The following is a 12,905-nucleotide window of genomic DNA, read 5'->3' as shown; positions in this document are numbered from 1 at the left end:
TCGGATGACCGCTCTGCTCGCGATCATCGCGGCGGCGGTGGCGGGCTGCGGTTCGGCCGTCACCGGCACGGCGACCCCGGGTGAAATCGACATCCGCACACTGGATGTCGGCAAGTACTCGACCCTGCCGCTGGACCTGCGCTACGAGTACATCCCGCGCATGCGGCTGGGGATCGAGCTGGCGACACAACGCCTGGCCGGCCACGTGGTGAACGGCGCCGACATCGACCCGGCCCTCACCTTCGGCACCGGCGTGGTGTCGATGACCAATACCGAGACCGCCACCCGGGTGCTGGCCGACGTCACCGCGCCGGTGCTCGACGCGAACAAGATGATGTTCGGGCTCTCGGTGGGCCACACCGACAAACAGCCCGACAAGTCCGGCAAGACCGTCGAGGGCAGTTCCTTCACCACGGTCACCGTGCTCCAGTTCCGTGACGCGGCGGCCGCCGCCAAGGCCGCCACGGAATTGGACGAGACCGACTTCGCGGTCGCCCCGGACGTCAACGAACGGGTGGCGCTACCGAAATACCCCGACGCCCACACACATTGGCGGCCCGGGGTCGCCAGCATCGGATCGACGGTCGCGCACGGCAACTACGTCGTCAACGCCTATGTCGGTGTGAAGGATCCGGAACTGCCGAAGTTGACCGCGCTAGCCACGAAGGTCCTCGACGCGCAATTGCCGCTCCTGGATGCCTTGCCGCCCTTGACCCCGGAGGGCGTGCTGCGCCTGCCGTTCGACGCGGATCACATGTTGCGGCGCACCCTCAATCCCGGGGAGAGTTTCCTCCCCGATTTCCAGACGATGGCCGTGGCCGAACCGCGCGGCTTCCTGCATCGGGTCGCCGATCAGGCGTTTTGGCAGCGGATCGTCACCGACGACGGCATCGATCGATACTCGATCGCGGGCGCGAACTACGACGGTCCGTCCATGCTCTTCCGCACCCGGGACGCGCAAGCCGCGAAACAACTCGCCACCGCCGTTCTCGAACACGGCTATTCAGGCGTCGCGGACGCACCGGCAGGATTCCCGGACGGGAAATGCGGACAATCCACCGACGCTTCGGCATCCAGTCTCACCCGCGCCAAACGCTTCCGGTGCACGGTCAGCTATCGCCAGTACACCGCCGTGGTGGACTCCGATCAGATCGCCGACGCCCATCAACGGGCTGCCGCCCAATACGCGTTGTTCGCGAATAGCACCTGGTAGCCGCGGTTCGAGCTTCCTCTCGCGCGGAGGTGGAACCGGCGGGGCCCGACCTGCGTCCAATCACTACGAGGTCGTCCGCCCGCGAATCGGAAGGAGGCACCGTGGCCGGTGCATTCGAAGCCAGTAATGAGCTCATCCAGGCCAAGGCCAAGGAGTTCCAGAAGACCCACGACATGCTCACGCACTCCATCGCCGATCTGAAGCGCGACGAGGACAGCATGGTCGCGGGCTCGAATTGGCGGGGCGGCGCGGCCGACGCGTTCAACGCGTTCATGCAGCGCTACTACTTCCAGGCCGACAAGCTCAACGACAAGCTCATGCACACCGCCGAGACGCTGATCAAGGTCGGCTCGAACTACGAAGAGCACGACAAGGATTACGAATCCAAGGTCAACGCCCAGATCTCGAGCCTCGACCTCCCGGCCGTCTAGCCACTCGGCCACCCCTCGTTCTTTCCCGACAACTGGCAAAGGAATTCACCATGGCAGCAGTTGACGGCCAGATCATCTCCGCCCATTTCGAGGGCGTCGCCGACGGCGCGAATTCGATCATCCGCCGCGCGGAGGCCATCCGCGACCAGCTCGAGGCCTTCCACCGCAATGTCGAGGAGTTCGTGCGGAACAACTGGAAAGGTGACGCCAACGACGCGTTCGCCGACCTCCAGCGCCTGTGGAACCAGCACGTCCTCCAGCTCAACACCACTCTCGATGGCGCGGCCACCCTGGTCCGCACCGGCAACGCCGAACTCCAGGCCAAGGACACCGCCCTCGCGGGCCTGTTCTAGAAACCGAAGGCGCACTGCACTTTCCAGAGCACCGGCCCGGGCACCGCACCCGGGCCCGTGCTCTGTCATCACGGCTCCGCTGATGGCAGCCAGCCGGTTTGGATGAGCTCCTCGCCGGAGCGGGTGCCGTAGGTGCCTCGGCCCGGCGGCATGGGGGCGGGACGGGTGTTGCCGAAGAGGACGCCTTCGTCGCGGCCGCAGCTCATCACCAGCGACGCGGCATTGAGTTCCTTGAGGCGGTTGAGGGTGGTCTCGTACATGGCTCGGCCCGCGCCGCCGGAACGACGGGCCAGGATCAGATGGAAGCCGAGGTCGCGGGAGTGGGCGAGGTGGTCGACCAGCGCGTGCAGGGGGTTGCCGCTGGCATTGGCGACGAGGTCGTAGTCGTCGACGATGACGTACAGTTCCGGGCCCTGCCACCAGGAGCGATCCCTGAGCTGCTGCGGGGTCACGTCGGGCCCGGGCATGCGCTGGGTGAGGTAGGCGGCCAGGTCGGCCATGTTCTGGGTGAATTGCGGTGCGGTGGTGCCGTATCCCGCGAGGTAGCCCTGCGGGACGGCGCCGAGCATGGCGCGCCGGTAGTCGCCCATGATGATGCGTGCCTGATCGGTGGTGTTGGCCGCGCACACCGACTGCACCAGCGTTCGCAGCACGGTGGTCTTGCCGCATTCGGAGTCGCCGATGATCACGAAGTGCTGGCTCGTGGCCAGATCGAGGTACACCGGGGCCAGCTGCGCCTCGTCGATGCCGAGCGGGAAGCGCCGGCACGGCCGCGAGCCGTCCACCGGCGCGGGCCAGTCCGCCGCCGCGTGCAGCAACTCCGCGCGTGGCAGCCGCGCGGGCAGCATCCGCACCGGCGGCGCGGGCCGCCCCGGAGTCAGCTGCGCGATCAACGAAACAGCCTGCACCACACCGATTCCCAGCGAATTCGGGTCCGGGTCGCCGTCGACCCTCGGGAGCGCGGTCAGCAGGTGCAGCCCGTCTGCGGTCATGCCGCGCCCCGGACGGCCCATGGGTACCAGCGCCGCGAACCTGCGCCCGAGATCCGAGTCCATCGGATCGCCGAGCCGCAGTTCGATGCGCGTTCCGATCTGGTCCTTGAGCGCGGGCCGCGCCTCGGCCCAGCGGTTGAGCGACAGCACGATGTGCACACCGTACGAAAGCCCTTGTACAGCGAGGTTCATGACGGTCTGGTCGAGCAGTTCGAATTCCTGCCGGAACGCGCCGTACCCGTCGATCACCAGGAACACGTCGCCGAACGGATCCTCCCGCACGCCCGCCGCACGGTCGGCGTCGGACCCGGCGGCGCGCAGCCGCCGGAACTCGGCCATGGATTCCACGCCCAGCCGCCGGAAACCGGCCTCGCGGCGGCGCACGATGCCCACCATCTCGGCCACGGTGCGCCGCACCTGATCCGCCTCCATCCGGCTGGCGACCGCGCCCACATGCGGCAGCCCGCCCAAACCGGCCATGGTGCCGCCACCGAAGTCGAGCAGATAGAACTGGACCTGTTCGGCGGTGTGCGTCAACGACATCGCCATCACCAGCGCCCGCAGCGCCGTCGACTTGCCCGATTGCGGACCGCCGACCACGGCCGCGTTGCCGCGCGATCCGGACAGGTCCACCACCATGGGATCGCGGCGCTGATCGTAGGGCCGGTCGACGATGCCGATCGGGGCCCGCAAGGCCGCCAGCGGATTCCAGTCGCCGGTGAGAACGGACCGCGGCAGCAGCTGATCCAGGGTGGGCGCGTCGCCGAGCGGCGGCAGCCAGATCTCGTGGGCGGGCCGCCCATGCCCGCGCACCCGGGACACCAGCATCGCCAGTTCGGAGATCTGGTCCGTCTCGGCGGGTGTGGCCACCGGATCGGGCCGCTCGGGCAGCGGAATTCGGTCCGCGGCACGAAATTCCACGCGCGCCGCGCTGAACGGACGCGCGGCCACGTCGACCTCGCCGGAGCGGGTCACCGTCCCGTCCTCGCGCCGCGCCGCGCCACCGGTGTACGGCCCGGAGACATAGGCGGACTGGAACCGCTGAATATCCCCGGCGTCGAACTTCAGGTAGCCGCCGCCGGGATTGCCGGGCAGGTTGTAGGCGTCCGGCACCCCCAGCACCTGCCGGGACTCGTTGGCGGAGAACGTCTTCAGGCCGATCCGGTAGGACAGGTGGCTCTCCAGCCCCTTGAGCCGCCCTTCCTCGAGCCGCTGCGAGGCCAGCAGCAGGTGCACGTGCAGCGAGCGGCCGAGGCGGCCGATCATGGTGAACAGTTCGGCGAAATCCGGGTGCTGCGAGAGCAGTTCGGAGAATTCGTCGAGCACCACGAACAACGCGGGCATCGGGTCGAGGTCGGCTCCCGCGGCCCGGGCCTTCTCGTACTCCGAGACGTTCGCGAAGTTCCCGGCGGCGCGCAGTAGTTCCTGGCGGCGGTTCATCTCCCCGGCGAGCGCGTCGCGCATGCGGTCGACCAGGTCGGCTTCCTCTTCCAGGTTGGTGATGATGGCCGCGACGTGGGCCACCCCTTCCAGCCCGAGGAAGGTCGCGCCGCCCTTGAAGTCCACCAGCACGAACTCGAGCTGATCGGGCGAGTGCGTGGCGACGAGCGAGAGCACCAGTGTGCGAAGGAATTCCGATTTGCCGGACCCGGTCGCGCCGATGCACAGCCCGTGTGGACCCATGCCACCCTCGGCCGCCTCCTTGATGTCGAGCACCACCGGCAGACCGTCGGCCCCGACGCCGAACGGCACCCGCAGTCGTTCGCGGCCGTAGCGCGGCCGCCACGCGGTCTCGGGAGTGAAGGTTCCGAGGTCGCCGAGCCCCAGCAGTCGCGCCCAGCCGGAGATCACCTCGCCCGCTTCGCCGCCGGTTTCGGCGGCGCGCGGAGCGGGAGCCCGGTAGGGCGCGAGCCGCCGGGCCGCCTGTTCGGCCTCGCGCGTGGTGATGCGGTCGATGACGGCGAAGCGTTCCATCGCCCCGGACGGACCGCGCCCTGCGCACTCGCCGTTCTCCAGCACCATCTGGATGCCGCGGGAGGCAGCCAGCCCGGGCGCGTATCCACACAGGTCGACGACGGTGACACCCTCGAACCCGTGCTCGCGCAGCGGATCTTCCTCGGCCTCGAGCAGTCCGCCGTCGACCACCAGCACGATCTGGGTGAGCCCGGGGTCTGCGGGCTGGTTGCGGGAGTACCGAACCCGATTGTGCAGCAGCGGATTCAGATCGGCGTGGGCCTCCCGCATGGACCCGTACACCATGCGGCCGCTGCCCACCCCGTCCTGGGATTCGGGATGCTGGCTGTGCGGCAGCCATTTGGTCCATTCCCATTCCCGCACAGACTCCGTGGGCCCGCAGACCACGGCGATCAGCACCTGGTCGGGGCCTTGGAACATGGCCAGTTGCAGCAGCATGGCCCGGGTCATGTCGCGGGCCTGGACGCGGTCGCCGGTGAGCTGGACGGCGGCGAAGCCTTTCACCGCTAGAGCGGTCGGCAGGTCGGGGACGGTGGAGTGGGTGCGCACGAAGCGCCGCAGCGAGACCGCGGCGATGGGTTCGAGCTCTTCGACGGGCCCTGTTTCCGGGGCGACCAGTCTCGTAGCAAGTCTCTGGCTACCAAGCCCGATGCGGGCGTGACAGAAGTCCTTGTCTCCCGGCCGGCGCTCCCACATCCGAGCGGTCCCGGCCAGCATCCAGATCAGTCCGGGCTCGGGATGACTCCATTCGACGGCCGCCCGCTGCTGCCCGGCCGTCACCTCCACGTCCCGCCGCACCTGATCGAGATAGCGGAGATAATCCTTGCGGTCCTCGTCGGCCTCGGCCGCCTTCTGCCCGTTGCCGCCCTGGCCCGCATACATCCCGACCATGGAGAACACCATCATCATCGGGAACATGAGGCTCATCGGATTGGACGCGATGCCGCTGCCGGAGGTGAACAGCAGCACCACCATGCCGAGCATGCCGACGCCCATCACCACCGGCATCAGCTTCGCGAAAAGGTTGGCGGGCACCGCTCGCGGGATCTCCGGCGGCGGCTGCAGCGTGACTTCGCCGCCGGGCGAACGCGGCATCTCCCGGCGCGGTCGGCGGTGGAACCGTACGGTGCTCATCGCGGAAATTCCCCCGAGGTTCGGCCGGTCAGTGTACGGACGGCAACCATCATGCCGTACAGTGCGGGCGTGACGCACTCGCGGACGGATCACCTCGAGGACTTCCGCGGCACCGTGCGCGCGCCGGATCTGGCGCGAGTCACCATTCTGGCCAAGCACACCCAGGTCGACATGGCCATTCCCGTCGATGTGCCGGTGGCCCTGATCATCCCGAGCGTGGTCGACATGGTCGATCAGCACAACCGCGCCAACGACTTCGACCTCGACGGCGAACAGATCGAGCCACACGAATGGGCGCTGGCCCGCGTCGGGCAGCCGCCCTTCTCCAATTCCCTGAGCCTGGGCGAACAGGGCGTGCGCGACGGGGAACTGCTCATGCTGGAGAGCGCCGAGAACATCGCGCCCGCACCGCTCTTCGACGACATCATGTACAACGTCGCCATCGCCGACGCCGATCACTTCCGCGGCTGGTCGCCGCGCACCGCCCGGCTGACCGGCTCGGTCCTGGCGGTCGCCATCATGCTGACCGGCTGCTTCGGCCTGCTGGCCGCCCCCGACGCCATCCCGTCCTGGATCACCGCCACCGTGGCCACCGCCGTCACCCTGCTGCTGGTCACCGCGAGCACCGTGCTCGCCCGCATGTACCGCGACCGCGCGAGCGCGCTGGTGCTGGGCGGCTCCGCGCTGCCGACCGCGTTCACCGCGGGCCTGCTCTACGTCCCGGACCATTACGGCTGGGCCAACGCGCTTCTCGGTTCGGTGCTGGCCGGGGCCACGGCCCTGCTGACCTGGCGAGCGACGGGAGTCGGGCCGGGATTGTTCATCGGCGCCGCGACGCTGGCCGCCTTCACCATCCCGGCCACCCTGGTCGGCCTCCTCACCGACCTACCGCTGCGCGGCGTCGGCGGTGGCCTCGCCGCGGTCGGACTGGCCGGATTATCGTCGGCCCCAAGGCTTTCCATACTGCTCTCCCGGCTGCCGCTGCCGCCGGTGCCCGCGCCCGGCACCCCCATCGATCCCACCGAGGACGATCCCGACGACCACCGCGCCCTGCCCACGCTGGACGCGCTGCGCGCGAAATCCGAACGGGCACGCGACTATCTGGCCGGTCTCGTCGCGGCCACCACCCTCGTGGTCGTGGCCGGGGCGGTGGCGAGTGTGGATCCGGCTGCCATCCGGCCGTTCTGGCCCGGTCTGGCCCTGGCCCTGGTGTGCGCGGCGGTCCTGATGTTCCGCAGCCGCACCTACGCGGGTGCGGAACAGGCCGTGGTCCTCATCGCCGGCGGCGCGGCGATCGTGCTGCTCGTACTGATCGGCACGTCCCTCACCCAGCGGCAACCGCTCACCGTCTTCGGCGTGGCGCTGGCGCTTTTCGCGGCCGCGCTGGTGCTCGGCTTCCTGGTGCCGCGGCAGCAGTCGACCCCGCCCGTACTCCGCGCGATCGAGTTGCTGGAGTACGGCTTCGTGGCCGCTGTCGTCCCGCTGGCCTTCTGGGTGACCGGCTTCTACGCCCTCGTGCGTGGACTCTGACGGCGGTCGGCCGTGCGAGGTAGAGCGCTGCGCGCCGGTACTTTCCGATTCGCGGCGGCGACTTCGGCACTCGCGCTGGGAGTGTCGTTCGGAATGGGCTCGGAGCCGGGCGTCGCGCATGCCGACCGGCCGCCGCCCATCGACGCGGGCCTGCTGCCACCGGGCGGCCCGGCCACCCCGCCGACCCAGACCGAGCATCCCGCCAACTCTCCCTGCCTCAGCACCCAGGCGGGCGGCGACGGCCCGACCGTCCCGGCGACCCAGCGCACCCTGGATCTGCCCCGCGCATGGCAATTCTCGCGTGGCGCGGGCCAATTGGTGGCGGTCATCGACACCGGGGTGTCCCCGCACCCCCGCTTGCCCGGACTCGTCCCCGAGGGCGACTACGTGGCCGCGGGCGGCGACGGCACCGAGGACTGCGATGCCCACGGCACCATCGTGGCGGGCCTGATCGCCGCCACCCAGGTGGGTGGGCGAGGCTTCTCCGGGGTCGCCCCGGAAGCCCGCGTCATGACCATCCGGCAGACCAGCGCGCTCTACCAGGCCAAGAGCGCGGGCCGGGACAAGGGACCCGACGACATGCCCGACGGCTACGGCAAGATCTCCGCGCTGGCCTCGGCCGTGCGACGGGCGGCCGACGCGGGCGCACGCGTCATCAATATCTCCCTGGTCGCCTGCCCCACCACCGAACCGGCGAGCGCCGAGATGGGTGCGCTGGGCGCGGCCGTGCAGTACGCGGCGGTCCAGAAGGACGTGGTCATCGTGGCCTCGGCCGGCAATACCGACACCTGCAAGGCGAGCAATCCCGGCCCCGATCCGGTGCACCCGGACCGGGATCCGTGGGATCGCGTCACGTCCTACGTGGTCCCGGCCTGGTGGGACTCCTATGTGCTGTCCGTGGGTTCGGTGGACGCGTTCGGCCGGCCGTCGCGGTTCACCGTCCCGGGTCCGTGGGTGGGTGTGGCCGCGCCGGGCGAGAACATCGTCTCGCTCGATCCCCGCACTACCGGGCTCACCACCGCGAAGGTCACCAATCAGGGGCAGGTGCTGCCCTATAGCGGAACGAGTTTCGCCGCACCGCAGGTCGCGGGTGTCGCCGCGCTGGTGCGGGCGCGGTACCCGGAGATGCGGGCCGACAAGGTCATCGAGCGCATCGAGGCCACGGCGCACGCTCCGGGTGAGGGCTGGAATCCGTACATCGGTTACGGCACGGTCGATCCCGTCGCAGCGCTGACCGCCGAGGTGCACAAGGAACTGCGCCCCAAGCACCCTGCCGACGCACGGGATCAACAGCTCCCATTACCCGAACCCGCTCCGGCGCCGGACAACACGGCACGCGATGTGGCCTTGATCGGCAGCGGAGTGGTGGCGCTGCTGCTGGTTCTGGGCTTCCTCGCGTCGTTCCCGCTGCGCCGCAGGTTCGGCAGCCGCGACCGCTGACGTCAGTTCGCCCCGGGCCCTCGGGTTCTCACCGGTTCCTCGGCCGGATTCGGATCGGGGGCGACGCCGTCGTGGGCGACCATCGCACCCTCCCGGCTCAGGGTCGGCCCGGGCGCGAGCAGTCCGAGGATCGGCCACGGCGCGGGCTCGGGCCGCACCGTCGCCGGATCCATCCCGAGGGCCTTGGCGGCATCCAGATCCCGGATGCCGAAGCGAACCCCGTAGTCGGACACGAAGAACAGGCTGTCGTGACGCTGACTGTCCGGCTCGATCCCGGTGGACCGCACGTACACGCCCGCGCCCGGCTTCATATAGACGCTGTCCACATTCGGCCCGGTGCCGTCGGCCTGCGCCAGCGGCACCAGTCGCGCGTCGTCGGGGATCGGGACGGCATGCCCGGTGAGCACGGACAATTCGGCGTGCTTGCTGCCGTCGGAGGTATCGGCGGAACCGACCGGCCGCCAGGACAGGCAGTCGACCGGCTGGTCCTTGCCGTCCACCAGGGTCGGGACCTGCGCCGGATACTTCGACACCCGCAGCGCCGAGGACACCGGCGCTCCGGTGCGATCGGCCTGGGCGATAAGGCTGTCGGCGGCGCTGGACCGGTAGGTATTGCGAATGATGTCGGCGGTCAGCGCCGACACCGGCTGCAACCCGTCGGCCAGCACCACGTAGTACCTGCTGTCGGTCCGCACCTGCACCACGTCGCCGATCCGGTGGTCGCCGAGCGCGTAACCCGGTGCCGCCCCGGCATTCTCGATCGGCGGTGCAACCAGCGGCAACACCTCGGGGATGGCGTCGAGCAGCCCCTCACTGATCGGCCGCGCCGACTGCCCGCTCAGTTCCAGCGCGTCGACCACGGCACGATCGTCGAGATCGATCCGGGCCCGCTGACCGTCGTAGATCAGATACGTGTGGTCGCGCCCCTGCACCAGCAACGCCCGACCGGACGCCAGCGCGGAAGCCTTGTCCGCCAATGTCAATGCGCCGACCAGCACCGAACTGGTGAGGGTACGGCTGCCGTCGTTGGACAGCGCGTCGCACACGGTCCAGGTGCGGCCGTCCCCGCCGGTGAACCCGAGCGAGGTCGGCGCGCCCGGAATGCCGATCAGCTGGCCGCGCGGCTTCTTCGCCAGTTCGGATTCGTTGACGGTGGCCGGTTTGACCGCATCGCCCGCGGCCAGCCGGGCCGAGGCCAGGTTCAGCGCCGGGTGCACCGCATTGTCGAGTACGACGTAGACCGCGCCGGTGTCCTTACCGATGACGATCTTGTTGGACCCGATCTTGTCCTGCGGCCGCAGCAGAGCCAATACTCCGCAACCAGCCAGTGCGACGCACGCGAGAATCAGTCCGGCGAGGAAAGCGCGGGACTGGGATCGCATGGGATCGTGGAGCATTCGCACGTCTCGGCGGACCAGGGCGTGCTCCATGCGGCGGACCAGGAAGCGGTAGCCGCTCACCTGCCATCGGGTCGTGGGTTTCGAAGGCATCCAAATCCCCAGTGAGTCGTGGGTTTTCGCCGAACACAGTACAGTGACCTGGACCTTCATTCGCACTCGGCCAGCGCGCGGGGCCGACATCGGGGAGCCGGGGATCGACGATGACGATCGCATCCGGAGAGTCGGCGGGGCGGCCGTCGCGGACCGGTCGCGGCGGGCGGCCGGGCCGGATCTCGGTCACGAATCCGGTCTGGGCGCAGCTCGCCGGACTGGTCGTTCTGCTTGTCGCCATGGCGTGCGGACTGGCCTGGTGGGGTGCGCTCACCCTCGGCATAGTGGTCGGTCTGGTTCTGGTGCTACCACTCGGCAACCGCACCCTCACGGACTGGATCGCCACCCGCTGCCGCTTCCGCGCCCGCCGTGGCCACCCGCCCGCCGACACCATCGACTTCCGCGCCTCCGACGGCCGCCCACTCGGCCTCTACCGCGACGGCAGCCGCGTGGTCGCCGTCGTGGAGGTACTGCCCCCGAAGGGCGGCCTCACCCGGCTGGGCCGCGCCACCGTGCACGCCACCCACCTGCTGCCGCTGCCCGAACTCGCGAAAAGCCTGACCCAGCACGACATTCCGCTGTCCGGCATCGACATCGTCTCGCACGGCTTCCGCAGCCGCTCCGGCACGCCCGCGGGCGCCATCTACGAATCCCTGCTCGGGCCGCTGCCCGCCACCGCGCACCGCACGGTCTGGCTCGCCATCGCCTTCGACCCCGTCACCTGCCCCGCCGCCGCGGCCCGGCGCGGCGGCGGCCTGCCCGGCGCGTGCCGCACGGTCACCATCGCCACCGAACGCGTGGTGCGGGTGCTCGAGGACGGCGGCTGCGCGGCCCGCCTGCTCACCGCCCCCGAGATCCGGCAGGCCGCACTGCAGGTCACCGCCGGCGTGGACCCCGGGCAGCTGACCCAGCGCTGGCGCTACGCCGAACTCGGCAACAGCGTGAACATCGGTGCCGCCGTGGATCCCCGGCAGCTGGCCTCCGATCTACTCGCCCAGCTCTGGGTCCCCGCCTCGCGCGGCACCACGGTGGCCGTCAAACTGCGCCCGGGCCGCAGTGCCGACACCGTGCGCATCGGCGCGGCCTGGCGGCTCACCGCCCGGGAACTGCCCGAGTTACCGGTGCGGCACATGATCTCCATGCACGGCCGCCACCGCGAGGGCCTGCTCGCCCACCTGCCGTTCGCGGTGCCCGGCCTGGACGACACGGTGCCCGCCGAGCTCCGCGAGATCGACGAGCTCGGCACGCTGCACCTGCCCTCGGCGGGTTGCGGGCAGTTGCTCGGCTCCGACGACGACGGCAACGGCGTCGCCATTCGCCTGGTGGGCCAGGGCATTTCGAGCGTGTATGTGGCGGGCGAGCTGTATCTCGCGCAACAGTTGATCTTCCGCGCCCTCGCCGTCGGCGAACGCGTCCTGATCCGCACCGACCGCCCCGGGGCCTGGCAGCAGCTGGTCAGCGCCATCGGCAATCCGGAACGCCTCGCCCTCGCCGTCGAAACCCACCAGTCCGACGCCGATTTCACGGCCACCCTGGTCGACGGTGTCCTCGCGCCCGCCCCGCACGCGGGCCTGACCACCGTCTATCTGACGAGTGACCCGCTCGGCTGGCCCGGCACCGCTCCCGGCCTGTCCGTCCATCAGCCGGGTGCGTCCGGGAACCGAATCATCCTGCGCACCGGCGTCACCGAGGTTCCGCTGACCCTGGTCTCCATCCCCCGCGAGTCCACCTACATCGGCCGGCCCCGCGCGGCCGCCGCCGTCACGCCTCAGCTCCCCGGGTAGGGATTGGTGGCGCGGGCGGTGCGCAGAGTCGCCGCCCACCAGGCGAGTTGACGCAGCATACGATCCGCGGCGTCGAGCGCGGCCCCGTCCCGGGTCTCGCCCTCGGCGTCGAATTTGCGTTTGGCCTCATGGAAACTGACGGTCTCGCGCACCGAGACCATGTGGATCTCGGCGACCACCTGCCGCAGCTGCTCCACCGCGCGCAGACCGCCGGACAGCCCGCCGTAGCTCACGAAACCGATGGGCTTGCCCCGCCATTCGCGTTTCACACTGTCGAAGGCGGTCTTCAACGACGCCGGATAGCCGTGGTTGTACTCGGAGGTGACCGCCACGAACGCGTCCGCGGCCTCGACCCGCCGCTGGAACGCTCGCACCCCGTCGGTCTCGGTGAGATCCACCGGCAGCGGGGTGTCCATCAGATCGATGACCCCCACGTCGAACGCGGCGTCCGCCCGCGCCCGGCGCAGGAACCAGTCCGCGACGACCGGCGCGAACCGCTTGGGCCGCACGCTGGCGACGATGACCTCGAGCCGGAGCGGGGTGTCCATGCCGAGAGCCTATCGG

Annotated in this window: 9 protein-coding genes; 6 read left to right on the top strand and 3 right to left on the bottom strand. The window is 70.0% G+C overall.

The window, feature by feature from the left end:
* The first annotated feature begins 4 nt into the window (after positions 1-4).
* The 3 genes from ACQPYY_RS04680 (at position 5) to ACQPYY_RS04670 (ending at position 1,997) form a co-directional block, all read left to right on the top strand.
* Positions 5-1,213 (top strand): DUF7373 family lipoprotein, encoded by a 1,209-nt coding sequence (locus ACQPYY_RS04680; protein ID WP_433592867.1) that lies wholly within the window; start codon positions 5-7, stop codon positions 1,211-1,213.
* Positions 1,214-1,314: 101 nt separating this feature from the next.
* On the top strand, positions 1,315-1,644 hold the full coding sequence (locus tag ACQPYY_RS04675; RefSeq protein ID WP_433592866.1) for a WXG100 family type VII secretion target: 330 nt from the start codon (positions 1,315-1,317) through the stop codon (positions 1,642-1,644).
* 50 nt (positions 1,645-1,694) lie between these two features.
* Positions 1,695-1,997: a WXG100 family type VII secretion target gene (locus ACQPYY_RS04670; protein ID WP_379105258.1), complete on the top strand. Its 303-nt coding sequence runs from the start codon at positions 1,695-1,697 to the stop codon at positions 1,995-1,997.
* Positions 1,998-2,065: 68 nt separating this feature from the next.
* Here ACQPYY_RS04670 and eccCa read toward each other — a convergent pair whose 3' ends face one another.
* Positions 2,066-6,097, bottom strand: coding sequence for a type VII secretion protein EccCa (gene eccCa / locus ACQPYY_RS04665; RefSeq protein WP_433592865.1), 4,032 nt, complete (start codon positions 6,095-6,097; stop codon positions 2,066-2,068).
* Between the two features lie 69 nt (positions 6,098-6,166).
* Here eccCa and eccD point away from each other — a divergent pair, with 69 nt between their 5' ends.
* Complete coding sequence (gene eccD / locus ACQPYY_RS04660; protein WP_433592864.1) at positions 6,167-7,627, top strand: type VII secretion integral membrane protein EccD; 1,461 nt, start codon at positions 6,167-6,169, stop codon at positions 7,625-7,627.
* Positions 7,628-7,720: 93 nt separating this feature from the next.
* Positions 7,721-9,067, top strand: coding sequence for a type VII secretion-associated serine protease mycosin (gene mycP / locus ACQPYY_RS04655; RefSeq protein WP_433592863.1), 1,347 nt, complete (start codon positions 7,721-7,723; stop codon positions 9,065-9,067).
* A gap of 2 nt (positions 9,068-9,069) precedes the next feature.
* On the opposite strand, the gene eccB is transcribed toward mycP, so the two are convergent.
* On the bottom strand, positions 9,070-10,557 hold the full coding sequence (gene eccB, locus ACQPYY_RS04650; RefSeq protein ID WP_433592862.1) for a type VII secretion protein EccB: 1,488 nt from the start codon (positions 10,555-10,557) through the stop codon (positions 9,070-9,072).
* Between the two features lie 110 nt (positions 10,558-10,667).
* Here eccB and eccE point away from each other — a divergent pair, with 110 nt between their 5' ends.
* Positions 10,668-12,341, top strand: a complete 1,674-nt coding sequence (gene eccE, locus ACQPYY_RS04645; RefSeq protein ID WP_433592861.1) for a type VII secretion protein EccE — start codon at positions 10,668-10,670, stop codon at positions 12,339-12,341.
* Here the strand turns inward: eccE and ACQPYY_RS04640 are convergent.
* Entirely contained in the window at positions 12,326-12,889 is a 564-nt protein-coding gene (locus tag ACQPYY_RS04640; RefSeq protein WP_379105246.1) for an NADPH-dependent FMN reductase, read from the bottom strand. The genes eccE and ACQPYY_RS04640 overlap by 16 nt on opposite strands.
* Positions 12,890-12,905 lie beyond the last annotated feature (16 nt).

The sequence above is a fragment of the Nocardia sp. CA-145437 genome (genome assembly GCF_050956485.1).
In the GTDB taxonomy this organism is placed as follows: Bacteria; Actinomycetota; Actinomycetes; order Mycobacteriales; family Mycobacteriaceae; genus Nocardia.
Note: the sequence above shows the minus strand (reverse complement) of the source record. Positions and strands in the feature narration are given on the sequence as shown.

Coding starts and splice junctions, on each gene's coding strand:
- ACQPYY_RS04670 (WP_379105258.1), top strand. CDS start 1,695: ATGGCAGCAGTTGACGGCCAGATCATCTCCGCCCATTTCGAGGGCGTC.
- ACQPYY_RS04680 (WP_433592867.1), top strand. CDS start 5: ATGACCGCTCTGCTCGCGATCATCGCGGCGGCGGTGGCGGGCTGCGGT.
- eccB (WP_433592862.1), bottom strand. CDS start 10,557: ATGCCTTCGAAACCCACGACCCGATGGCAGGTGAGCGGCTACCGCTTC.
- ACQPYY_RS04640 (WP_379105246.1), bottom strand. CDS start 12,889: ATGGACACCCCGCTCCGGCTCGAGGTCATCGTCGCCAGCGTGCGGCCC.
- eccCa (WP_433592865.1), bottom strand. CDS start 6,097: ATGAGCACCGTACGGTTCCACCGCCGACCGCGCCGGGAGATGCCGCGT.
- eccE (WP_433592861.1), top strand. CDS start 10,668: ATGACGATCGCATCCGGAGAGTCGGCGGGGCGGCCGTCGCGGACCGGT.
- mycP (WP_433592863.1), top strand. CDS start 7,721: ATGGGCTCGGAGCCGGGCGTCGCGCATGCCGACCGGCCGCCGCCCATC.